The organism is Salipiger mucosus DSM 16094 (assembly GCF_000442255.1).
In the GTDB taxonomy this organism is placed as follows: Bacteria; Pseudomonadota; Alphaproteobacteria; order Rhodobacterales; family Rhodobacteraceae; genus Salipiger; species Salipiger mucosus.
Genome location: NZ_KE557278.1, coordinates 134,894 through 156,549, shown reverse-complemented (window position 1 = coordinate 156,549; position 21,656 = coordinate 134,894). Strand labels below are relative to the sequence as shown.

Genomic DNA, 21,656 nt, shown 5'->3' with positions numbered 1-21,656 from the left:
ATACGCCAGCGCCCAAGACTTTCGGATGCCTTTCGGCCCTGCCCTCGCGAATTCCTTTGGGAAAGGCATGGGCCGAATGTATCTTTGAGCCTGCAAACAGTTGGCTCGACGGCGCACCGGCCGCAGATTCCCACCCCTCGCTCCCAGCGGCCCGGCGCGCCGCGGCCCTGTTTGCCCCTTCCGCACAATTGCCGGCAAAGCGTGCCGGGCCGCGTGCCTTGATCTCTTGCACGCGGGGTCCAAATCCCCGATAACGCTGATGACTTCAGGAGGGATTCCATGCGCGCACGGATCTATCGCCCGGCAAGAACGGCCATGTCGTCAGGTCAGGCCAGGACCAAACACTGGATCCTGGAATACGCGGCCAGCGAGCCGCGCTCGGTCGACCCTTTGATGGGCTGGACCTCTTCGGGCGATACGCAGACGCAGGTCAAGCTGCGCTTCGAATCGAAAGAGGCCGCGCTGGCCTACGCCAAGGAGCACGGCATCGACGCGACGGTGACCGAGCCGCACAAGCGCAAGGCCAACGTGCGGCCCCGCGGCTACGCCGAGAATTTCGCGGTCGATCGCAAGGCGGCCTGGACGCACTAGGCTCCCACCCCGGCCGGCCCCTTTTGACCCTGTGCAAGCGGACCGCCCTGCGCTATCGCTTGCCCGAGCGGCCCCTTAGCTCAACTGGATAGAGCAGCTGACTTCTAATCAGCAGGTTCGGGGTTCGAGTCCTCGAGGGGTCGCCAGAAGCGCGCCGGGCGCTTGAGTCTGTCACCAGCTGTCCCGCAGTTCCGCCGCTCCCCTGCGCAGCAGCGCGGCGTCCACGCCAACGGCGATGAACTGCGCCCCAGCCTCGGTGGCCGACTCCAGCAGCGGGCGGTCCGACGACAGCACGCCCGGCGGCAGGCCGGCGGCGCGGATGCGGCGCACCGCCTCGGTCACCGCCTCGCGGACCTCGGGATGCGCCGGCTCGCCGACGCGGCCCATGGAGGCCGCAAGGTCGGCCGGCCCGACAAAGATGCCATCCACCCCCTCGACCTGCGCGATCTCCTCGATGCGGTCCACCGCCTCGACGGTCTCGACCTGCAGGATGACGCAAAGCTCTTCCTCGGCCCGTTTCGCATAGCCCGCGACGGAGCCGTATGCATTGGCGCGGGTGCAGCCCGAGACGCCCCGGATGCCGTGCGGCGGATAGCGGGTGGCGCGCACGGCCGCCTCGGCTTCCTCGGCGTTCTGGACGAACGGCACGAGCAGCGACTGGGCGCCGCAGTCGAGCAGTTTCTTGATGAGAACGGCATCGTTCCAGGCCGGGCGGCACATCGCGCTCACCGGATAGGGCGCCGCCGCCTGCATGAGCGGCATGGTCTGCACCGGGTCCATCGGCGAATGCTCGGTATCGATCAGCAGCCAGTCGTAGCCGCAGCCGGCCAGCAGCTCGACCACGCCACTGTCGGGAATCGTGCACCACAGGCCGATCTGCCGCCGCCCCTCCCGCAGCGCGGCCTTGAAGGCGTTCCGTTTCAGCTCCATCGCGCGCCTCGCACAGCCCGGAACGCGGCCGGCATGCCGGACCGTTCAACCTTTTGCATCATATGATCTTTCCTCCCTCTGCGCGCAGCCTAGGCCCGCCGCGCGCCCAGGGGAAGACCCAAGCGCGGGCATGGTTCTTGGAACATGGCTCGCGCCAAAGCCGTTTCCGGTGTAGGATCGGACTCCCCGCAGAAAGGGGTGTCATCCGTCGACTGAAAGGGAGGATTCAGACATGGATGCAATGCAGATCTCGGAATACGCACACGCGCTCTATCGCGCACACGGCGACTCGGCCGAGTTCGAGGCCGCTCGCCGTTCGCAGGAGAAGGAAGCCGAGGGCAAGATCGACGAGGCCCGCAGCTGGCGGTCGGTTCAGGCGGCTGTCCGGCAGCTGCGCGGTCCCGGCCAAAGCTAGGGCCAGTCGCATTCCGAACCGGCCCGCGCCCGCGCGCGCGGGCCGGAGGCCCTCGCTTTTCAGATCGTACCGCGAATGATCATAGCAGGCCCCGGATCGGATCTAGCATGCCCTTGGTGCGCAGGGTGCGGACCGGGTAGCTGTCATCGTTGATGAAACGGTCCAGCGAGAAGCCCGGTTCGATCTTGCTCAGCTTTTCAGCCACGGCGCGCGCCTTGTCGATCTGTCCGTCGAGCGCGTAGAGCGCCAGAAGATGTCGTTGCGCCGGGCGCAGCGCGGGGGCCGAGCGAGCCGCGGACTCGCCCGCCTCGATCGCCATCTGCGGCTGATTGCAGGCGACGCTGACGATGCAGTGATAAAGATCCCACCAGTGCTTGAAGGGCGAGTATCGCGCGATCGCGCGCGCGCGCGTCGAAGCGGCAAGCGCCTCGCGCGGGTCGCCGCCCAGCATCCGCGCGCCCGAAAGCGCCAGCCAGCCGAAACCGCCGGCCGGATTGCGCTCGACCGACTGGTCGGCAAGGTCGATGCCGCCTGCCGCGTCGGCGAAGGACATCACGCGCACCTGGCTTACCACCGCCTGGACAAGCGGGTTGTCGCCCGCCAGCTCGAGCGCGACGCGGTTCAGCTCCTGGGCCTCTTCGTTCAGCGCCTGGCCGTCAGGCTCGAGCAGTTCGATCATCTGCATCGTCCGCACGAGGCTGCGCCAGGCGGTGTAGATGCCGTTGCGATCCACGTCGATGGCCTGGCACAGCAGGCTGTCGGCCTCCCGCAGCGCCTCGGGCTGGAAGGTGAACATGCGGTAGAGCGCGAGCCGCGCCAGCGCGGTCGCCCGCGCCTCGGGGCGGGCATTGTCCATCGCCAGCGGCAGGCGGCCCAGCACGCGGTCGGCGGCCTCGAAGATCACGGCCGAGATGCCTTCGTCCGAGCGGATCACCGCATCGGCCGAGTCGATCTCCTGCAGCTTGGAGTAGAGGATCCGGCCCGAGGGTTCATGCAGCACCTTGATGAAGGCGTTGAGCCCGCCTTCGGTCTCGAGCAGGTCACAGGTGATCTCCAGGTCGCCGCGGTCTTCGTCGCCGGCCTCGACCGGGCGGCCGGCCCGGCGCCAGGCCCGCACCTGCTCGGCGATGTTCTCGCCGATGCGGTTGGCGAGGATGTCGCCCAGCACACGGCCCGCCCCCATGCCATAGGTATCGGTTCGGCAGTGCATCAGCAGGCCACGGGGCATGCCCGGGCGCGCCGCCTCGGTCCGCGCCTCGAAACGCGAGCGTTCGGCACGCAGCCAGTCCTCGAACTCGGGATCGCGCACGTCCAGACCCTCGAGCAGGTCGTGCCCGTCGTCGATGCAGAAGCCCGCCTCGAGGACGTCGACCTGCACCCGCGCGCGGTCGAGCGAGACGCTGCCGCGGTCGGCACGCAGGATGTCGCCCTGATCGCCCAGCGCGCGCCGCAGCTTGCTGAGTGCCTGCCGCAGATTGGCCGAGGCCTGTTCCGGACCGAAGGTCGACCACAGCTTGTCCTCGATCCACCGGCGGGGGCGTTGCATCTCGGGGCTGAGCGCCAGAAGGGCGATCACGCCCTGGTGTTTGGCCCCCTGTGGCGTCAGGCACGCACCGTCCGGCCCGGCCAGCCGAAGCGGCCCGGCCATCGAAATATGCAGATGACTCGCCTGTCCGGACATGGGGGCCCGTATTCCATCGTTACCCAGCGTCAAGACGGTAGCACCGGTTCAACTGCGCGGCAACGCTCGTGAATTGCCCGCAATTTGGCGGGGCCATGTCCGATAGTCTTTGACGAAAAAGTCATGAAAACCGATAAACCTGCTTATATTCGCGGCATTTGTCGGAGACTTTTCATGACTGTTTTCGGAGCGCAGGGCGCACAGGGAGCCCAGGGCGCGCAAGGTGCACAGGGCGCACAGGGGGCTCAAGGCGCACAGGGAGCGCAGGGGGCACAGGGTGCCCAGGGCGGCTTGGGTGCGCAGGGCGGGCAGGCCCACGCCGGCAGCCCGGCATCGCCCTATCTCAGCCTCGCGCTTGCCAATGCGCGCGACGGCACGCTTGGCTACTGGGACGGCAGCGCAACGCGCGATCCCTCGACCGAGGGACAGGACAGCTGGGCGGCCTTCCAGCGGCTCGATTCCTTTCCCCGCCGTGCGGTGCTGGACCAGGCCATCGGCGCGCCCTTCGGCATCGAGATGGCCAGCAGCGAAACGGCGAACGACGTGGCCCGGCTCACCTTCCTTGGTCAGACGCTTGTCGAGATGCGCAAGCCCTCTGTCGCCTTGCTGAAGGAGCACCAGCTTCACCACCTGCGCGCCGCCGCCGACCTGCGGCTCGACCGGCTGGCCGAGATCCAGGTGCAGACCTCTGACATCGCGTCGTTTTTCGGGGCGATGGGCTACATGCACCCGGAGGCGACGAAATGGACGCACTGGATGACCGGGGCGATGCTGCGGCTTTGCACCAAGCTCGAGATGCCGCTCAAGATGGCCTTCGACGTCCCCCGCCCCATCGCACTGGCCTACGAGGTGCAGCCGATCATCCAGACGCCGGGGCACGGCTCGTGGCCCAGCGGGCATGCCACCGAAAGCGCCGCCGTGGCCACGCTGCTCATGCGGCTCTTCACGGACGTGCCCTTCGCGCCCTCCGCGGCGGTGAACGAGGGCAGCCTGTTCTACCGCCACTCGGCCCGGATCGCGGCCAACCGCACCGTGGCCGGCGTGCATTTCCCCACCGACAGCATGGCCGGCGCCGTGCTGGGCCTGACCCTCGCCGAGGCGCTGGTCAACCTGCTGGACGGGACCGGCAAGACCACGAAGCGGGTGTTTCACGGCGACCGCTATAAAGGAGATTTCAACCTCGGGCTCCTAGCTTCGGAACTCGAAGCACAGGACTGCATTGAAGAGCAGGAAATCGAATTCGACACCGACGGCGTCCCCTATTGGCTGGGGGAGATGTGGCGCGCAGCCAAGGCCGAGGGGTGAGACCGGGTTTAACCCGTGGGGGCCGGATCGCCGGCCCCGTTTAACGAGTGGGCCGGAGCTTCTGCTCCGGCCCGATGTGTTTTCCGGGAACGCGTTCGCCGCAACGGACGTCAGGACCAGACGATCCAGTCCCGGAGGCGCGCCGCCCGCCCCTCCGGCACCGGGATGCGCCCGACGCGGTCCCAGTCGAAATCATCGAGTTGCGTTCCGCGACCGCCGACATGCGTGATCCTTGCGGCCGAGAGGGCCAGCGCGCGGGTCAGCCGCGCGGCCGCTGCACTGGTTCCGCCCACGGTCCGCACGCTGCCGCTCAGCGTGCCCGAGGCCACGCGTCCGGGCAGCACGCGGCTGCGGTCGGCGACGGTCCCGACGGTGGGCCCCGGCACCGACCAGTCCGCGCCGGCGGCGCTGTAATCCGATGGCGGGAAGTCCGCGGCCTCCGTATCGACACGCGCCGCACCAGCCGAAAAGACCTGCCGCGCCGGCGCCGTCACCAGCGCGGAATGCGCGCCCTCGTGACGGATCGGCGAATCCGCCTGCAGCGCGCTGTAGTCGGCATGGAGTGCCGACCAGCCATAGGCCTCGGGACTGTCGAAGTAGCTCTGCCGCGCCTCCGCACGCGCGCCTGCGGGCGCGTCGTCGCGCTGCACCTGCAGGTGCACCGTCATGGGCGCCGCGCCGCGATACCGGCAAGCCAGGCCCCAACGCCCGGCCGGGGCAAGCGGCTCGCCGTGGCAACTCTCGGTCGGACCCAGCGCCATGACGTAATGCGCCCGCTGCACGGTCTGGTCGTCCAGCCGCCGCTCGGGCACGTGGTAGAGCCGTCCCACCGTCTCTCCTGCCAACTGCAGGCTGCGCCACTGCCCGGCCGGCAGCGGCACGAAGTCCGACGACAGGCCCTCGGGTGTCGTCACCGCGATGTCCAGCGCCTCGGACGACTGGCCGGGCGCGGTGCGGATCTCGACATAGCTCTCCGTCTGGTCGCCGGGCTGCACGGCCCAGGTGATCGACTGATCCGTCGCGCTGCGGCTCTCGGCCTTCGCATAGTCGAAGCGCGCCACCAGCCGGTCCTCGTGGTTGTTGCCGAAGGCATGAACCACCCGCACGGGCTGTCCCTTGACGCGCTCCCAGTTCGCCGCCTCGCGCGCGATCTGGTACTCGGCAAAGCGCGTGCCATCCTTGGGCCCTGCGAGGATCCCCATCGAGATGTTGACGATCACCGGGGCCCTCGGGTCGATCTCCTGCGCCCGGCGCAGGATCCAACGGAGGGCCTGCACCATGTAGCTCTCGAACCGGGTGCCCGAAGTGTCGGCCACCGCCTGCGGCGGAAGTTGGACGGCCAGCAGCGGCCAGTCGCGCGCCGGGTCCTCCGGGTCGGCCGGATCGGCACCGGCGGCGAGGTCGAGCATGTGCGTGCCGTGGCTGGTGCCGTGACCGGTCGAACGCCGCGCATCGTGACGGATCAGCCGGGCATTCGTCTCGGCATAGACCCCGGTCTCGTCCAGCGCCGCGCCGCGCGCGAGCATCGCATCGATCTCGGCCGCCTCCAGGACTTCGCCCAGGTGCGCCCCCTGTGCGGGACCCGCGCGTTCCAGCGCCTGCAGCCAGACCGCGTGAAGCCGCGTGCGCGTCGGCGCGCTGCGGAACCGGGCGTTCAGGAAGGCGATGCCGTCGTCGATGATCGCGACGATGGGCTGCACCTTGTGCGCGGCAGCGGCCTGCCGCGTCGAAGGCTGGGCGCGCGGCACGTCGTCGGGGCGCAGCGCGACCGGTCTGCCGGTGTCGAGCACCTCGAAGAGATCGGCATGCGCCGCGTCCGGCGTGCCCAGGCGACGATAGAGCGCATACTCGTCCGGCAGCCCCTCATCCGGATCGGCGCCCGGCGTGCAGCGCGCCTCCAGCACCGCGCGCTCGAACGGCTCCATCCGCAGCGGCGAGTCCCCTGCCCCATCCCGCACGAGGTCCAGCAGCGCGGCCCGCGCGGCGGGCAGATCGTCTCCCTTGAGCCGGACGAAGGCGGGCTCGAAGACATCCCGGCCCGGTGCCGGCTGGCGGCGCTGGCGCATCATCCAGCCGAAATCCAGATAGGCGTCGCGAAAGTCGCCGGGTTCGGGGGCGGTCCAGGTCGGCTGGGGCATCGGGCGGGCTCCTTGGGCGCACGGACAGGGCGCGTCTCCGAAAGCAAAGCCGCGCCGGCGACTGCCGGTCAAGCAAACGCGGCAGGATTGCGCGTTATTCACGGGCCGAACGGCACGCGACACCGGAAAACCTTAACGAAATTGCGCGGGACTCACCGAGCAGTCACGACCTGCTCACGCTGCGTTCACGCTGGCATGGCAGCTTCTGTTTACGTTTCGTCAATACCAAGCGCCGGGCAAACCGGCGTCGTGACAGACAGGGGATGCGCCATGACCATCCGCATGGAAACCGAAAGACCGGCGCTGCGCGTCATCGACGGCGGCCGCAGCCGCGGCGAACCGGCCCTCGGTCCGCTGAGCCTTCCGGCACCGCCCGATCCGGGGCCGGCCGAGCTGGCCGCCGAGATGGCCGAGCTCTATGCCCTCTCGCTGGTGCGCGATGTGCCCTTCGCCGCCATGAGCGATCCGCACCATGCGATCTGGGTGGACGGCGCCACGCGGTTCACCCTGCACGAACTGCTGTGCGAGCTGCGCAGCCTGTCGTGGTTCGACGGCCCGACGCCGCCCACCGGCGCGGCCGTCCCGGTTTCGGCCTCCCGCTCCCGGGCCGGAACCGGGGGAGAGGCTGGTCATCGCCGGGCCCTGCGGCTCAATGGCGATGGCCAGCTGACCCTGCGCTCGCTCTTCCGCGGGCCGCTGGCCCACGGCTGCCCGGAAAACACCGTCTCGAGGCTTCACGCCATCAGGTGCGACGACCCCGAGGCCTGCGTCCCGCCGCGCCCGTCCGAGGATGCCCCGATGTCGCACTGGGTCGAGCATCTGCGGGCCGGCACCGGCGCCGCGCTGACCCTGCCCGGCCTGCCCGGACAGGGGGCCCCGGCCCTCGCCACGCCGCTGGCTCTGATGGCCCATCTGCGCGGCGCGCATCCCAGCCGCGCGCACTTTGCCGCGGCCCTGGCCTGCCTCGCGCGCGGAACCCCCTTCGACCCGGGCCTCGACCGGATCGGCGGCCCCGCACCGATGACCGCGCAGCAGTTGCTGGCGCTCATGGCAAGGACCGCCGATCGCGCGGCCGCCTGCGCGCTCTCTCAGGTCGGCCGCCGCGACCGGATCAGCCGGCCCGACGTTCACGCCGCGCGTTTCACCGTCCTTCAAGCCCACCGCCCGAAACTCATGGCCGGCCGCGGCGAGACGCCGCTGGAGGCGGCGTTCGAGGATCTCGCGCGGGGCGCGCCCAACCTGCTGCACTGGATCGCCCGCCGCAACGCGGCCGACGGGCGCTCGGGCCGCTTCGACGAGGTTCTGCTCCTGCCCGCATCCGGCACCGGGGCCCCTGCCCCCCATCGCAACGACGCCGCAACGCAGGTGGCCATCGCCGGGGCGCTGAGCACCGTGCTCAAGGCGCTCTTCGACACCGCCCGGCCCGCCGGGCCCCGTCCGCTTCATCTGGCTGCAGGCGCGCTCGACATCGCGGCCGAGGCCGACCGGCTGGCGGCAGACATCGCGCTTGCCCGCGCCGCGAGCGGTGGCTGGTTCCAGGCCGAGAACCACCAGGACCTGCGCCTTGGCGAGGCACTTGCTCTGCAGACCCTCCGCGCCTGGATCGAGACCACGGGCGACACGCTGTCGCTGGACTTCACCGACTTCGACGGCCGCGCGGTCGCGCTCTCGGCGCAGGCGCGCGCCACGGGACACAGCCACGCCACGCTGCGCATCGACGGCCGCCTTGCACCCTGGCCCCTCGAGGCATCGCGCAACGGAGCCCATCTCGAGGTGGTGTGAATGCCCGCCACACCCGCCTTGATGCCGATCAAGGCCAAGGCGCGTGCAAGCTGTCAGGCTTGGCCCACATTGCCGGAGGACCACCCCATGCGCCACGCCATTGCCTGTCTTGCCATGTTGCTTGCCACCGCGGGTCCCGGCGCCGCCCAGGACGCCGACGTGGGCCGCGCGCTCTACCACCAGCATTGCGCCACCTGCCACGGGCTCGAAGGCCGGGGCGAAGGGCCGATGGCGGGCGTGCTCCTGATCAAGCCGGTGAACCTGACCGAGCTCACCGCTGCCAACGGAGGCACCTTCCCGCTCGAGCGCGTGGTCAAGCGCATCGACGGCCGCGATCCGCTGGTCAGCCACGGCTCGCCGATGCCGGTCTACGGGGACTACTTCGAGTCCGGTTTCGACGTCCCGATCAAGACGCCGGGCGGCCAGCCGGTGCTGACCTCGCGGCCCGCTGTCGATATCGTGAGCTACCTGCTGGAAATCCAGCGTCGGGAATGATGCCCCGGGTGGAACCTCAGACCGGCGCCACATGTTGCTTCATCAGAATTCAAGCCAAGGAGGCTCCGACATGAACTGGGACCAGATCAAGGGCAACTGGACGCAAATGGTGGGCACCGCCCGCGCGCGCTGGGGCGAGCTGACCGAGGACGAGGTGCAGCAGGCCAAGGGCGACCGCGAGCAGCTCATCGGCCTCGTGCAGGAACGCTACGGCGTCGCCCGCGAACAGGCCGAACGCGAAGTGGCCGAGTGGCAGAACTCGCTGTAATCGGCACCGTTCAGAGCATCGACGCCGGGGCCCGCGTGGCCCCGTTTTCGTGTCAGCGGCAGATGCGCTCGGTTTTGGCGTCCTTCCAGGGGATGTAGACGTCGGGCGCCCGCAGCGCCTCCTCGAGGCCCGCCACCGGCATGACCTCGGAGATCATGTCGCGCAGCCGCGAGGTCCGCGGCGCCTCGGGGTCGAGCAGGTGACAGCAGACGTATTCCTCGACGATGGCGCCCTGCTGTTCGAAGCCGTGATCGAGGAAGCTCGCCCGCGTGTCCGGATCGAAGAGGTAGGGATCCTCGGACACCCCGTGCTCGGTCGCCGCCTTCAGCGGCGAATAGCCCGTCAGGCGCCGGTTCTGCCACTGCCAGACATGCGTCATCTCGTGCGCCATGAGCATCGCGGCATAGAGGTCGACCGCCTCCGGGTAGGCCGCCATGTAGTCCTCGAGATAGAGGTCCTCGCGGTAGAAGACGTGGTTGAAGAGCGCCATGGCCCCCGGCGCGACCGTCACGACCTCGCCCTGCGACGGCGGCCAGATGCGCTCCATGCAGGTCAGCCGCGGCCGGATCGGCCGGCGATAGGTCACCGAGCCGGCCGCTAGGCCGTCGTGGAAGCGAACGCGGGACAGGTTGGTGTCATCGCCCTGAATCGCCGCGGCGAAGGCACGTTCGTTGACCGTCAGCGGCCGACCGCAGGCGGCGAGGACAATCAGGCAGAGGCAGAGGGACATCCAGCGCATGACGCCCATCCCACCGCGAACCTTGGCCGCGATCAAGCCCCTACTCCGTCGTGGCGAGTTGGCGCGGCATCGTGCCCGAAATCTCGAGGATGAGCTTGCGCTTGACCGCCTCGGCAAAACTGTCGCGATCCTCGGCCGTCACGACGAAGGCGCCCATGCCGCCGATGATGCGGTCCTCGTAAAGCGCCTCGAGCCCGCCCTGCGCGCGGCCCGGATCGTCAGGGCGCAGGATCGGAAGCGCGTTTATGGTCACCCCGGCCGCCAGCACCTGCGCACGGGCCTCCGCGATCGAGGGGCCGGACCAGTTGTTCGCACTGTCGCCGGAAAAGTCGATGACACGGCGCCAGCCGTCGATCTCGTTGCGCTCCATCAGTCGCAACCCCTCGAGCAGCGCCGAGCCGATGGCGTTGCGCCCGTAAGCCTGGCGCGGCTTGTCGAGCAGTTCGGCGGCAAAGCCCTCGGCGTCGGCCGCCCCCGCGATGCGCGTCCAGTCCACGACCTGCGCCTGGTTGGCGGCCCACTCCACGTAGGTGACCGCGATCTCGCCGTAGGCCGTGTTGCCGATGGCGGCCAGCACCTCGGGGTCGGTGATGGCCTGGGCATAGCCCTCGCGCTGGAACATCAGCTCGCGTGGCGAGATCGAGCCGGAGGCATCGGCCAGCAGCACGAGCTCCAGGTCGGTGTCCTGCGCCGACACCGGCGGGGCGAGCAGGCAGAGGGCAAGGATCAGGCGGCGCATGGCGATCTCCCGTGGGCAGGGTCGTGCCAAGGCTAGCCGCACATGCCTCACCTGCGAAGCACCGGGAGGGGTGCTGGCGAAAACGTGAGGTCGCGTGGGCGCGGCCTTCAGCTGCCCTCGGAGGCCCGACGCATCTCCTCGGAAAATTGCCGCCGCAGCTGCCGCCGGACCTCGGCAGCGCGCTGGCGGCGGCCCTCGCCCTCGGTCAGGATCCGCAGCTCGGGCACCTCGGCCGGCTTGCCGTCATCGCCCATGGCGACCATCGTGAAGTAGCACGAGTTCGTGTGCCGCCGCGTTCCGGCGCGGATGTCCTCGGCCTCGACGCGGATGCCGATCTCCATCGAGGTGCGGCCGGCGTGGTTCACGCTGGCGCGGAAGGTCACCAGTTCGCCCACGTTGATCGGCTCCTTGAAGATCACCTGGTCGACCGAGAGCGTCACCGCGTAGCTTCCCGAGAACCGCGAGGCACAGGAAAAGGCGACACGGTCCAGCAGGTTGAGCAGCGCGCCGCCGTGCACCTTGCCGCTGAAGTTCGCCATGTCCGGCGTCATCAGCACCGTCATTTCCAGTTTGCGGGGATCCATGCGCGCGCTCCTTGCTTTCCGAACCTCTTGCCACCCGGTAGAGCACCGCGCAAGCGCGCCGCGCCTCGGGGCCCGGCCTCAGGCAAAGAAGGCTCGGCGCAGCAGGTTGAGCGCTGCGATCAGAAGCACGAAAAGCGTCAGCTTGCGAAAGAGCGCCTGGTCGATGCGGTCCTGCACCAGCGTGCCGGCCCAGGTCGCGAGCACGGCGGGCACCAGCAGCGCAAGCGAGAACCAGACCGTCTGCGCGTTCAGAACGCCCGAAAAGACATGGGCCACCGTCAGCGCCACGGCGCCCAGGCCATAGGCAACGCCTTGCACGCGGATCTGCTCGCGCTTCTCCGTGTCGATGGCGGTCAGGTAGGCGACGAACGGCGGCCCCCAGACCCCGGACATACCGCCCATGAAGCCCGCGACCACGCCGACACCCGCCTCGATCGGTGCTGCGGGGCCGTTTCTCAGGTGCGGCCGCCACCCGGCGAGCTGCATCAGGCAGAAGAGCGCGACCGGCCCCCCGATCAGCGCCAGCATCACCGAGACGGGCATGATCCGGACTAGCTGGGACGAGAGCAGCAGGAAGACGAGCCCGACCCCCAGCAGCAGCCGGAACCGCTTGAGCGAGCCGAGTGCCGCGCGAGGCCCCTGCCGGAAGGCCTGCATGGCGTTGCTGAACAGCGTGGGCAGGATCAGCCCCGCCAGCGCAAGATCGGGCGGCAGCACCGAGCCCAGCCCCGAGATCATGATCATCGGCATGGCGAAGCCGACCATGCCCTTGACCATCCCCGCAAGCGCGGCGAGCGCCAGTGAAAAGACCAACGCACCGGGAGAGACTAGCGAAAGAAGCGTATCCATGGCAGGCTCATAATCGGTCTCTCTGCAAGCCGCATCGTCAAAATGATCGGCGCAATATTAGAACGCTATATGTGCCATAGGCGTATTTAAGTTGCGCTGCACATGCGAAATCACTATGTCCGTCGCAACAGGACAAGGATGTGATTCATGGCTCACGACGGACAGGACGCGATGCCCGGCACGGGTATCCTGATCGACGACCTTCTCGCGCTGACCGGTCAGGCCATCGCCCCCGCCGAAGAAGTCCTCGAAAAGGCGCGGCAATCGGTGCGCGCGATGGTCAGCGAGGACGGCCGCGTCTCGGGCCGGCTGATCGAACAGAACCAGTTCGCCGCCCACGGTCTGGCCTGGCTCGCGACCTACGTCGAATCGCTGCGCCAGATGCAGGGCTGGGCCGAGCGCATGCGTGACGAGGGCAGCTTTGGCGAAGTCGAGGCGCTGATCCACCAGATCGCCTTCGGCGAGTACCTCTGGCAGATCTACGGCGGCATCCAGATGAACCAGGGCGAGATGGTGCGCCTGCAGGACATGGGCCTCGGCCAGGATGACATGCGCGGGCTGATGGCCGACGCCGTGATGACGCTGACCCAGCGCGGCAACACCCAGGCAGCGCGCACGCGCCTCGTCGAGCTGATGCAGGAACGCTCGGCCGAGCTCACCGTGGGCCGCAGCGGGCTCGACGAAGAGCTCGAGATGATCCGCGAGCAGTTCCGCCGCTACACCGTCGACAAGGTCGCGCCCCATGCCCACGAGTGGCACCTCAAGGACGAACTGATCCCGATGGAGGTCATCGAGGAGCTGGCCGAGATGGGCGTCTTCGGCCTGACCATCCCCGAGGAATTCGGCGGTCTTGGCCTCTCCAAGGCTTCCATGTGCGTGGTCTCGGAAGAGCTGTCGCGCGGCTACATCGGCGTGGGCTCGCTGGGCACCCGCTCGGAGATCGCGGCCGAGCTGATCCTCGCGGGCGGCACCGACGAGCAGAAGGCGAAATGGCTGCCCGCGCTGGCCACGGGCGAGAAGCTGCCGACCGCGGTCTTCACCGAGCCGAACACCGGCTCGGACCTGGGCAGCCTGCGCACCCGCGCGGTAAAGGACGAGAACGGCGACTACAGCGTGACCGGCAACAAGACCTGGATCACCCACGCCGCGCGAACCCATGTGATGACGCTGCTCGCCCGGACCGATCCGTCGACCGACAACTACAAGGGCCTGTCGATGTTCCTGGCGGAGAAGACGCCGGGCACCGACGAGGCGCCCTTCCCGACCGAAGGCATGACCGGCGGCGAGATCGAGGTGCTCGGCTACCGCGGCATGAAAGAATACGAGCTCGGCTTCGACGGCTTCAAGGTCAAGGGCGAGAACCTGCTCGGCGGCGAAGAGGGCAAGGGCTTCAAGCAGCTCATGGAAACCTTCGAGTCTGCCCGCATCCAGACCGCCGCCCGCGCCATCGGCGTGGCGCAATCCGCGCTCGACGTGGGCATGCAGTACGCGCAGGACCGCAAGCAGTTCGGCAAGTCGCTGATCGATTTCCCGCGCGTCTCGGGCAAGCTTGCCATGATGGCGGTCGAGATCATGGTGGCACGGCAGCTGACCTATTTCTCGGCCCGCGAGAAGGACGAGGGCATCCGCTGCGACCTCGAGGCCGGCATGGCCAAGCTGCTGGGCGCCCGCGTGGCCTGGGCCAATGCCGACAACGCGCTGCAGATCCACGGCGGCAACGGGTTCGCGCTGGAATACGCGGTGAGCCGGATCCTGTGCGATGCACGGATCCTCAACATCTTCGAGGGCGCCGCCGAGATCCAGGCCCAGGTCATCGCCCGCCGCCTTCTGGGCTGACACAAGACCCGGAGCGCCCGGCAAGGGCGCTCCACCTCCCTGAATTCCCTGCGAAATTTCCAGGCGCCCGCGGTGGCGCCGAACACGTTTCGGACGAAGAATCTTTCCACGCCCGCCAGCACCGGAACGCAGAGCCGCCTTGCGGCCCTCTCCTGATCTCGATCAAGGTTCATGCGCGACCGGCATGGTCTTACGCATGCAGGTTATCGAATAGAGAGAGCCATGAGCTTCAAGGACGACCTCGCCCGCAACGCCACCCACATGCGCGAGCTGCGCAAGGCGATGCCGGACACCTTCGCCGGTTTCATGTCGCTCGAGAAGGCCGCATCCGCCGACAACGCATTGAGCGCAAAGCAGAAAGAATTCGTGGCGCTGGGGATTTCCGTCGCCATCCGCTGCGAGGGCTGCATCCTCGCCCACGTCAAGGCGCTGATCCGGCAGGGCGCCAGCCGCGAGGAACTGGTCGATGTGCTGGGCACCGCGGTGCAGATGGCCGGCGGTCCGGGGCTCAGCTATGCCTCGAAGGCGCTGGCGGCCTTCGACGAGCTGACGGCCGGGGCCTGAGGCCCCGGCGCCGGCCAACGGCGGTCAGCCGCGCAGGCTGCCGCCGGTGGCCTTGCCCACTTTCTCGACGATCTTGGCCGCGACGGCCTCGATGTCCTGTTCCTTCAATGTACGAGCCGTAGGCTGCAACCGTACAGTTATGGCGAGCGACTTCTTGCCCTCGCCCAGGCTGCCGCCGACGAACTCGTCGAAGACGCGCACGTCCTCGATCAGGGCCTTGTCGGCGCCCGCCGCCGCGTTCACGAGATCCAGTGCCTGCACGTCGGCGTCGACCACGAAGGCGAAGTCACGCTCGACCGCCTGCAGGTCCGCGAGCGTCAGCGCCCCGCGCGAGGCGCCGGCCTTGCGCGGCAGCGGCACCTCGGCGGGCCAGATGGTGAAGCCCACCGCCGGACCCTTGACGCCCAGCGCGTCCAGCACGCGGGGGTGAAGCTCGCCGAAGACGCCCAGCGCCTTCTTGGGGCCCAGGCAGAAGACGCCGTGGCGGCCGGGGTGCCACCAGTCGGCGCCGTTGCGCAGGATCTGCATCTTCGCGGGCGCGCCGATGGCCGAGAGCAGCGCCTCGGCGTCGGCCTTGGCGTCGAAGAGGTCGACGGGCCGCGAGACGCCGTGCACGTCCTTGGGCCCGGTGCGGCCGACGAGGACGCCGGAGACCTGCAGGTGCTGCTCGCCCGGCTCGCCGCCGGCGAAGGCGGGGCCGACCTCGAAGAGCGCGAGATCGGCGATGCCGCGCGCCTGGTTGCGGGCAGCGGCCTGCAGCAGGCCGGGCAGGAGCGCCGGGCGCATGTGGCTCATTTCCGAGCTGATCGGGTTGGCGAGCATCGTCGCGTCGTCACCGCCGCCGAAGAGCGTGGCCGAGGCCTTGTCGATGAAGCTGTAGGTCACGCACTCGTTGTAGCCCAGCGTCGCCGCCGTGCGCCGCGCGATCTGCTCGCGCTTTTGCTGCGGCGAGAGGATCGGGCGCGGCACGCCGACCTGCGCGCGCGGCATCGGCTGGCCGCGCAGCTTGGTGAGCGAGGCGATGCGGGCCACCTCCTCGACAAGGTCGGCCGGACCCATCACGTCCGGGCGCCAGCTGGGCACCGTCGCCATGTCGCCCTCGAGCGTGAAGCCAAGCGCCTCGAGCGTCGCGCGCTGCTCGGCCTCGGGGATCTCCATGCCCACGAGCGAGATCACCCGTGCCGGGTCGAGTTTGTAGGCGCGCGAGGGATCGGGGGCCTCGCCCGCCACGACGACCTCGGAGGCCTCTCCGCCCGCGATGTCGAGGATCATTCGGGTCGCCGCCTCGATCCCCTGCGCGGCCGAGGTGGGGTCGATGCCGCGCTCGAAGCGGTAGCGCGCGTCGGAATTGATCTTGAGCGCGCGGCCGGTGTGGGCCGTGCGGACCGGATCGAAATAGGCCGCCTCGAGGACCACGTCGACGGTGTCGTCGGCAACGCCCGTCGGCTCGCCGCCCATGATGCCGCCGAGGCTTTCAGGGCCGGTCTCGTCGGAGATCACGACCATGCCGGGCGCGAGCGTATAGGTGCGTTCGTCCAGCGCCTCGAGCGTCTCGCCACCCTGCGACAGGTGCACGCGCAGGTCGCCCTGCACCTTCGCGGCGTCGAAGACATGCAGCGGGCGATTGCGGTCGAATGTGAAGAAGTTGGTCACGTCCACGAGGAAGGAGATCGGGCGCAGGCCGATGGCCTTGAGCCGGTCCTGGAGCCACTGCGGCGAGGGACCGTTCTTCACGCCGCGGATGACCCGGCCGTAGAAGACCGGGCAGGCCTCGCGCGTGTCGTCGTCGATGGTGACCGAGACCGGCGAGGCGAAGCTGCCGGGCACGGTGACCTCCTCGAGCGGCTTGAGCGTGCCGAGGCCACGCGCCGCGAGGTCGCGTGCCACGCCGTGCACGCCCAGCGCGTCGGGGCGGTTCGGGGTGATGGCGATCTCGATCACCGGGTCGACCTTCGCGGGGTCGTTCTCGGCCAGCCAATCGGTGAACCGTTGGCCAACCTCGCCCGAGGGCAGCTCGATGATGCCGTTGTGTTCGTCCGAAAGCTCCATCTCGCGCTCGGAACACATCATGCCGAAGCTCTCGATGCCGCGGATCTTGCCGACCTGGATGGTGGTGTCGATGCCGGGCACGTAGGTGCCGGGCTTGGCCACCACGACGGTGATGCCCTGCCGCGCATTGGGGGCGCCGCAGATGATCTGGCTTTCGCCCTCGTCGGTCTCGACGGTGCAGACCTTGAGCTTGTCGGCATCGGGGTGCTTCTCGGCGGCCAGCACCTTGCCGATGGTAAAGGCCGACAGGCGGTCGGCGGGGTTCTCGACCCCTTCGACCTCGAGTCCCAGATCGGTCAGCGCCTCGGCGATCTCGTCGACGGAGGCGGTGGTGTCGAGGTGCTCTTTCAGCCAGGAAAGCGTGAATTTCATCTGTCGGCGTCCGGGTTGATGATGCGTGCGCGGGACCCTTAGCCGAATGCGCTGCGGGGGGAAAGGGGCCGCCCCCCGGAACGCGACGGCGGCGCCGCCGGGTGCTGCCCGGGGCGCCGCCATGCACGGATGGTGATCCCGGCGGGGGCCGGAGCCCCCTGCCCGGCGCTCAGCGCGCCTCGAACTGGTCGAGCGGGATCTTGAGGTAGCGCTTGCCGTTGCTCTCGGGCTCGGGCAGGCGCGTGCCGAAGGCGTTGACCTGCAGCGCCGCGAGCATCCGGTCGGGCAGCGCGAGCGTCGCGTCGCGGCCGTCGCGCACCTTCTGGTATTCCTCGACCGTGGGGCCGTCCTTGAGGTGGACGTTCTGCGCCTTGTGCTCGGCCACGGTGGCGCAGCACTGGGCCTCGCGCCCCTCGGGGTAGTCGTGGCCGACATAGAGCCGCGTCTCGTCGGGCAGCGCCAGGATCTCCATCAGCGAGTTGTAGAGCTGCGCGGAGTCCCCGCCCGGGAAATCGGCCCGGGTGGTGCCCTTGTCGGGCATCATGAAGGTGTCGTGCACGAAGGCCGCGTCGCCCGCGACATAGGTGATCGAGGCCAGCGTGTGCCCCGGCGAGAACAGCACCTTCACCGGGATCTCGCCGACCATGAACTCGTCGCCCTCGGCGAAGAGCCGGTCCCACTGGCTGCCATCGCTCGCGTGCTCGTCGCCGAAGTTGTAGATCCCCTTCCACAGCTCCTGCACGCCCGTGACCTTTTCGCCGATGCAGCGCTGGCCGCCGAGCTTGTCCTGCAGCCAGAGCGCGGCCGAGAAGTGGTCGGCGTGGGGGTGGGTGTCGAGGATCCAGTCCACGTCGATGCCGGTCTCGATCACGTAGTCGAGGATAAGCTGCGCGTTGCGCGTGGAGGTCGCGCCGCTCTGCGGGTCGAAGTCCAGCACCGGGTCGACGACGGCGCCCTTCATGGTCGCGGGATCATGGAAGACGTACTGCCAGCTTCCGGTGGCCTCGTCCCAGAAGCTCTTGACGGTGGGGCTATGGGTCATCTCTGTCCTCTTTCTGTCTTGCTCGTGAAGCGCGGCCCCGCAGGGCCGCGCCTTGCCCGAAACATCGGGCCTCGGAACTTAACATTCAAGACATGAAATATGTTCCGCCGTCATGTCGGCTTTGCCTCGAGGTCGTCTGCGGTCACGCCCTTCTGCGCCTTGATGCGCTTGCGGCCGAAGACCTGCTGCACCAGCACGAAGAAGAGCGGCACGAAGAGCACGCCCAGCACCGTGCCGGTGATGGTCCCGCCGAGCACGGCAAAGCCCACCGCCGTCCGGCCACCCGCGCCGGCGCCGGTCGAAAGCGCCAGCGGCACCACGCCCAGCGAGAAGGCGAGCGAGGTCATGATGATCGGGCGGAAACGCTGCTTGGCCGCCTCCCTGACCGCGAGGTAGAGGTCCTCGCCCGCCTCGAAACGGTCGCGTGCGAACTCGACGATCAGGATGGCGTTCTTGCCCGTCAGGCCGATCACGGTGAGCAGGCCCACCTGGAAGAAGACGCCGTTCTGGAAGCCGAACCAGTAGGCCGCGCCCATGGTGCCCAGCACGCCGATCGGCATGGCGAGCATCACCGCGAAGGGAATCGCCCAGCTTTCGTAGAGCGCCGCGAGGCAGAGGAAGACCGCCGCGAGCGAGAGCGCGTAGAGCAGCGGCGCCTGGCCGCCGGAGTCGCGCTCCTCGAGCGAAAGGCCGGTCCAGGCCAGCGAGTAGCCGGGCGGAAGCTGCGAGACGAGCCGCTCCATCTCGGCCATGGCCTCGCCGGTGGTGACGCCCGGGACGGGCGAGCCCTGGATCTGCATCGAGGGCACGCCGTTGTAGCGCCGCAGGCCCTGCGGACCGTATTCCCAGCCCTCGGTGGTGAAGTTGGCGAAGGGCACCAGGTCACCCGAGGCGTTGCGCACCCGCCACTTCTGGAGGTCCGAGGGCGTAGCACGGCTGTCCGGCTCGCCCTGCACGTAGACGCGCTTGATCCGGCCGTTGTCGTTGAAGTCGTTCACGTACTGCCCGGCCCAGGCGATCGAGAGCACGTTGCCGACGTTGGTGGGCGTGACGCCCACCGCCCCGGCCGCGCGCCAGTCGATGTCGAGGTTGAACTGCGCGGCATCCTCGAGCCCCGAGGGTCTCACCGACGCGATAAGATCGCTCTGCGAGGCCAGGCCCAGAAGCTGGTTGCGCGCTGACAGGAGCTGCTCGTGGGTCTGCCCCCCGGGCGCCTGCAGGTAGAAGTCGAAGCCCGAGACGTTGCCGAGCTCGATCACCGAGGGCGGCACGATGGGGAAGACCTGCGCGTCGCGGATCTGGCTGAAGGCCCCGTAGGCCCGGCCGGCCACGGCCTGCACGCTCTGGTCGGGGCGCGGACGCTCGTCCCAGTCCTTCAGGCGGACGAAGGCGAGGCCCATGTTCTGCCCCTGCCCCGCGAAGGAGAAGCCCACCACGCCGAAGACCGATTCCACGTTCTCGGTTTCGTTCTCGTTGAAGTGCGCCTCGACCTGTTCGACCACGTCGAGCGTGCGCTCGGCGGTGGCGCCCGTGGGGCCCTGGATCAGGGTCATCAGGATGCCCTGGTCCTCGTCCGGCAGGAAGCCGGTGGGCGTGTTGTTGAACAGCCAGACCATGCCGCCGCCCAGCGCGAGGTAGATCACGAGGATGCGCAGCGGCCGCTTGATGAGGTAGCCCACCGCGCCGCCGTAGCCGCGGGTGGTGCCATCGAAGCCCTTGTTGAACCAGCCGAAGGGGCCGCGCTTGGTGTGGTTGACGTCCTTGGCCTTGAGCATGGTCGCGCAGAGCGCCGGTGTCAGCGTCAGGGCGACCACCACGGACAGGGCCATGGCCGAGACGATGGTGATCGAGAACTGGCGATAGATGACGCCCGTGGACCCCGGGAAGAAGGCCATGGGCACGAAGACCGCCGAGAGCACCAGCGCGATGCCGATGAGGGCGCCGGTGATCTGGCCCATCGACTTGCGCGTCGCCTCGCGCGGACCGAGCCCCTCTTCCTCCATGATGCGTTCGACGTTCTCGACCACGACGATGGCGTCGTCCACCAGCAGGCCGATGGCCAGCACCATGGCGAGCATGGTCAGCGTGTTGATGGTGAAGCCCGCCACCCCGAGGATCGCGAATGTGCCGAGGATCACGACCGGCACGGCCAGCGTCGGGATCAGCGTCGCCCGCAGGTTCTGCAGGAAGAGCAGCATCACGAAGAACACCAGGATGATGGCCTCGATCAGCGTCTTCTGCACCTCGTGGATCGAGATCTCGATGAAGGGCGTGGTGTCATAGGGAATGACGTAGTCGACGCCCTCGGGGAAGAACTCCGAGTATTCCTCGATCCGCTCCTTGACCCGCTCGGCGGTGTCCAGCGCGTTGGCCCCGGACGCCAGGTTCAGCGCCATGCCCGACGCGGGCTGGCCGTTGTAACGCGCGATGGTCGAGTAGTTCTCGGCCCCGATCTCGACCCGTGCCACGTCCTGCAGCAGCACGAGACCGCCGTCGGTCTCGGAGCGCAGCACGATGTTGCGGAAGTCCTCGGGCGTCGAGAGCAGCGACTGCGCGGTGATCGTCGCGTTGAGCTGCTGGCCCTCGGGCGCGGGGAGCGAGCCGAAGGAGCCCGCCGAGATCTGGGCGTTCTGCGCCGAGACGGCGGCCACCACGTCGGAGGGCGTCATCTCGAAGGCCGAGAGCTTGGAGGGGTCGAGCCAGATCCGCATGGCGTATTGCGCGCCGAAGACCTGCGCCCCGCCGACACCCTCGATCCGGGCGAATTCGTCGACGAGGTTGGAGTTGAGGTAGTCCGAGAGGTCCGCCTGCTCGAGCCGGCCGTCCTCGGAGATCAGGCCGATCACCATGAAGAAGGAGGATGAGGCCTTTTCAACCACGACCCCCTGCCGCTGCACCGTCTCGGGCAGCAGCGGGGTGGCCTGGCTGAGCTTGTTCTGCACCTGCACCTGCGCCACGTCGGCATCGGTGCCGCTTTCGAAGGTCAGCGTGATCGAGGCCGTGCCCGCCGAGGTCGACGACGACGACATGTAGCGCATCCCGTCGAGCCCGGTCATCTGCTGTTCGATGATCTGGGTGACGGTATTGGCCACGGTCTGCGCCGAGGCGCCGGGATACTGCGCCGAGACCCGCACCGAGGGCGGCGCGATCTGGGGATACTGCGCGACGGGCAGCGTGAGGATCGACAGCAGGCCGACCCCCATGATGAGGATCGAGATCACCCAGGCGAAGACCGGGCGGTCGATGAAGAAACGTGCCATTTCGGGACTCTCCGGTC

The 21,656-nt window shown here is 68.8% G+C and carries 18 protein-coding genes and 1 tRNA gene; 9 read left to right on the top strand and 10 right to left on the bottom strand.

Annotated features, from left to right (window positions below):
- Positions 1-279 precede the first annotated feature (279 nt).
- The gene (locus SALMUC_RS16365) at positions 280-591 is read left to right on the top strand and encodes an ETC complex I subunit (protein ID WP_021120525.1); all 312 of its coding nucleotides are present in this window, start codon (positions 280-282) and stop codon (positions 589-591) included.
- A 69-nt stretch (positions 592-660) separates the two neighbouring features.
- A tRNA-Arg gene (locus tag SALMUC_RS16360) sits at positions 661-737 on the top strand.
- A 25-nt stretch (positions 738-762) separates the two neighbouring features.
- On the opposite strand, the gene SALMUC_RS16355 is transcribed toward SALMUC_RS16360, so the two are convergent.
- Complete coding sequence (locus tag SALMUC_RS16355; protein ID WP_020038522.1) at positions 763-1,521, bottom strand: HpcH/HpaI aldolase family protein; 759 nt, start codon at positions 1,519-1,521, stop codon at positions 763-765.
- Positions 1,522-1,753: 232 nt separating this feature from the next.
- Between SALMUC_RS16355 and SALMUC_RS16350 the strand changes: the two genes are divergently transcribed.
- Positions 1,754-1,936, top strand: a complete 183-nt coding sequence (locus SALMUC_RS16350; RefSeq protein ID WP_020038523.1) for a hypothetical protein — start codon at positions 1,754-1,756, stop codon at positions 1,934-1,936.
- A 79-nt stretch (positions 1,937-2,015) separates the two neighbouring features.
- On the opposite strand, the gene SALMUC_RS16345 is transcribed toward SALMUC_RS16350, so the two are convergent.
- Positions 2,016-3,584: an AfsR/SARP family transcriptional regulator gene (locus tag SALMUC_RS16345; RefSeq protein WP_245584717.1), complete on the bottom strand. Its 1,569-nt coding sequence runs from the start codon at positions 3,582-3,584 to the stop codon at positions 2,016-2,018.
- Positions 3,585-3,791: 207 nt separating this feature from the next.
- Between SALMUC_RS16345 and SALMUC_RS16340 the strand changes: the two genes are divergently transcribed.
- Positions 3,792-4,922 (top strand): phosphatase PAP2 family protein, encoded by a 1,131-nt coding sequence (locus SALMUC_RS16340; RefSeq protein WP_156883539.1) that lies wholly within the window; start codon positions 3,792-3,794, stop codon positions 4,920-4,922.
- Positions 4,923-5,032: 110 nt separating this feature from the next.
- Here the strand turns inward: SALMUC_RS16340 and SALMUC_RS16335 are convergent, their stop codons facing one another.
- Positions 5,033-7,060, bottom strand: a complete 2,028-nt coding sequence (locus tag SALMUC_RS16335) for a S8 family serine peptidase (RefSeq protein WP_020038526.1) — start codon at positions 7,058-7,060, stop codon at positions 5,033-5,035.
- A gap of 270 nt (positions 7,061-7,330) precedes the next feature.
- Here SALMUC_RS16335 and SALMUC_RS16330 point away from each other — a divergent pair, with 270 nt between their 5' ends.
- From SALMUC_RS16330 to SALMUC_RS16320, 3 genes are all read left to right on the top strand, one after another.
- Positions 7,331-8,842 carry a hypothetical protein gene (locus tag SALMUC_RS16330; protein WP_020038527.1) on the top strand — a complete coding sequence of 504 codons (1,512 nt, stop codon included), beginning with the start codon at positions 7,331-7,333 and terminating at the stop codon, positions 8,840-8,842.
- Positions 8,843-8,929: 87 nt separating this feature from the next.
- Positions 8,930-9,337 (top strand): c-type cytochrome, encoded by a 408-nt coding sequence (locus SALMUC_RS16325; protein ID WP_020038528.1) that lies wholly within the window; start codon positions 8,930-8,932, stop codon positions 9,335-9,337.
- A gap of 70 nt (positions 9,338-9,407) precedes the next feature.
- A complete protein-coding gene (locus tag SALMUC_RS16320) occupies positions 9,408-9,605 on the top strand; it encodes a CsbD family protein (protein ID WP_020038529.1) in 198 nt (65 codons plus the stop codon).
- A gap of 52 nt (positions 9,606-9,657) precedes the next feature.
- Here the strand turns inward: SALMUC_RS16320 and SALMUC_RS16315 are convergent, their stop codons facing one another.
- From SALMUC_RS16315 to SALMUC_RS16300, 4 genes are all read right to left on the bottom strand, one after another.
- A complete protein-coding gene (locus tag SALMUC_RS16315; RefSeq protein ID WP_084514017.1) occupies positions 9,658-10,344 on the bottom strand; it encodes a hypothetical protein in 687 nt (228 codons plus the stop codon).
- Between the two features lie 40 nt (positions 10,345-10,384).
- Entirely contained in the window at positions 10,385-11,083 is a 699-nt protein-coding gene (locus SALMUC_RS16310) for a DUF1194 domain-containing protein (RefSeq protein ID WP_020038531.1), read from the bottom strand.
- Between the two features lie 107 nt (positions 11,084-11,190).
- On the bottom strand, positions 11,191-11,667 hold the full coding sequence (locus SALMUC_RS16305) for an acyl-CoA thioesterase (protein WP_020038532.1): 477 nt from the start codon (positions 11,665-11,667) through the stop codon (positions 11,191-11,193).
- A gap of 78 nt (positions 11,668-11,745) precedes the next feature.
- Complete coding sequence (locus SALMUC_RS16300; RefSeq protein WP_021120520.1) at positions 11,746-12,516, bottom strand: sulfite exporter TauE/SafE family protein; 771 nt, start codon at positions 12,514-12,516, stop codon at positions 11,746-11,748.
- 147 nt (positions 12,517-12,663) lie between these two features.
- On the opposite strand from SALMUC_RS16300, the gene SALMUC_RS16295 reads away from it, so the two are divergent.
- Together SALMUC_RS16295 and SALMUC_RS16290 are read left to right on the top strand one after the other, a co-directional pair.
- On the top strand, positions 12,664-14,352 hold the full coding sequence (locus tag SALMUC_RS16295; RefSeq protein ID WP_020038534.1) for an acyl-CoA dehydrogenase family protein: 1,689 nt from the start codon (positions 12,664-12,666) through the stop codon (positions 14,350-14,352).
- 222 nt (positions 14,353-14,574) lie between these two features.
- Positions 14,575-14,916, top strand: a complete 342-nt coding sequence (locus SALMUC_RS16290; RefSeq protein ID WP_020038535.1) for a carboxymuconolactone decarboxylase family protein — start codon at positions 14,575-14,577, stop codon at positions 14,914-14,916.
- Between the two features lie 24 nt (positions 14,917-14,940).
- Here SALMUC_RS16290 and pheT read toward each other — a convergent pair whose 3' ends face one another.
- From pheT to SALMUC_RS16275, 3 genes are all read right to left on the bottom strand, one after another.
- Positions 14,941-17,337 (bottom strand): phenylalanine--tRNA ligase subunit beta, encoded by a 2,397-nt coding sequence (gene pheT, locus SALMUC_RS16285; RefSeq protein ID WP_020038536.1) that lies wholly within the window; start codon positions 17,335-17,337, stop codon positions 14,941-14,943.
- Between the two features lie 169 nt (positions 17,338-17,506).
- The gene (locus SALMUC_RS16280) at positions 17,507-18,379 is read right to left on the bottom strand and encodes an MBL fold metallo-hydrolase (protein WP_020038537.1); all 873 of its coding nucleotides are present in this window, start codon (positions 18,377-18,379) and stop codon (positions 17,507-17,509) included.
- Positions 18,380-18,489: 110 nt separating this feature from the next.
- On the bottom strand, positions 18,490-21,639 hold the full coding sequence (locus SALMUC_RS16275) for an efflux RND transporter permease subunit (RefSeq protein ID WP_020038538.1): 3,150 nt from the start codon (positions 21,637-21,639) through the stop codon (positions 18,490-18,492).
- Positions 21,640-21,656 lie beyond the last annotated feature (17 nt).

Bases quoted from the DNA above. Each gene is read 5' to 3' on its own strand.
- SALMUC_RS16345 (WP_245584717.1), bottom strand. From the start codon at position 3,584: ATGGCCGGGCCGCTTCGGCTGGCCGGGCCGGACGGTGCGTGCCTGACG.
- SALMUC_RS16275 (WP_020038538.1), bottom strand. From the start codon at position 21,639: ATGGCACGTTTCTTCATCGACCGCCCGGTCTTCGCCTGGGTGATCTCG.
- SALMUC_RS16305 (WP_020038532.1), bottom strand. From the start codon at position 11,667: ATGGATCCCCGCAAACTGGAAATGACGGTGCTGATGACGCCGGACATG.
- SALMUC_RS16355 (WP_020038522.1), bottom strand. From the start codon at position 1,521: ATGGAGCTGAAACGGAACGCCTTCAAGGCCGCGCTGCGGGAGGGGCGG.
- SALMUC_RS16365 (WP_021120525.1), top strand. From the start codon at position 280: ATGCGCGCACGGATCTATCGCCCGGCAAGAACGGCCATGTCGTCAGGT.
- SALMUC_RS16280 (WP_020038537.1), bottom strand. From the start codon at position 18,379: ATGACCCATAGCCCCACCGTCAAGAGCTTCTGGGACGAGGCCACCGGA.
- SALMUC_RS16300 (WP_021120520.1), bottom strand. From the start codon at position 12,516: ATGGATACGCTTCTTTCGCTAGTCTCTCCCGGTGCGTTGGTCTTTTCA.
- pheT (WP_020038536.1), bottom strand. From the start codon at position 17,337: ATGAAATTCACGCTTTCCTGGCTGAAAGAGCACCTCGACACCACCGCC.
- SALMUC_RS16340 (WP_156883539.1), top strand. From the start codon at position 3,792: ATGACTGTTTTCGGAGCGCAGGGCGCACAGGGAGCCCAGGGCGCGCAA.
- SALMUC_RS16310 (WP_020038531.1), bottom strand. From the start codon at position 11,083: ATGCGCCGCCTGATCCTTGCCCTCTGCCTGCTCGCCCCGCCGGTGTCG.
- SALMUC_RS16330 (WP_020038527.1), top strand. From the start codon at position 7,331: ATGACCATCCGCATGGAAACCGAAAGACCGGCGCTGCGCGTCATCGAC.
- SALMUC_RS16295 (WP_020038534.1), top strand. From the start codon at position 12,664: ATGGCTCACGACGGACAGGACGCGATGCCCGGCACGGGTATCCTGATC.
- SALMUC_RS16290 (WP_020038535.1), top strand. From the start codon at position 14,575: ATGAGCTTCAAGGACGACCTCGCCCGCAACGCCACCCACATGCGCGAG.
- SALMUC_RS16335 (WP_020038526.1), bottom strand. From the start codon at position 7,060: ATGCCCCAGCCGACCTGGACCGCCCCCGAACCCGGCGACTTTCGCGAC.
- SALMUC_RS16325 (WP_020038528.1), top strand. From the start codon at position 8,930: ATGCGCCACGCCATTGCCTGTCTTGCCATGTTGCTTGCCACCGCGGGT.
- SALMUC_RS16320 (WP_020038529.1), top strand. From the start codon at position 9,408: ATGAACTGGGACCAGATCAAGGGCAACTGGACGCAAATGGTGGGCACC.
- SALMUC_RS16315 (WP_084514017.1), bottom strand. From the start codon at position 10,344: ATGCGCTGGATGTCCCTCTGCCTCTGCCTGATTGTCCTCGCCGCCTGC.
- SALMUC_RS16350 (WP_020038523.1), top strand. From the start codon at position 1,754: ATGGATGCAATGCAGATCTCGGAATACGCACACGCGCTCTATCGCGCA.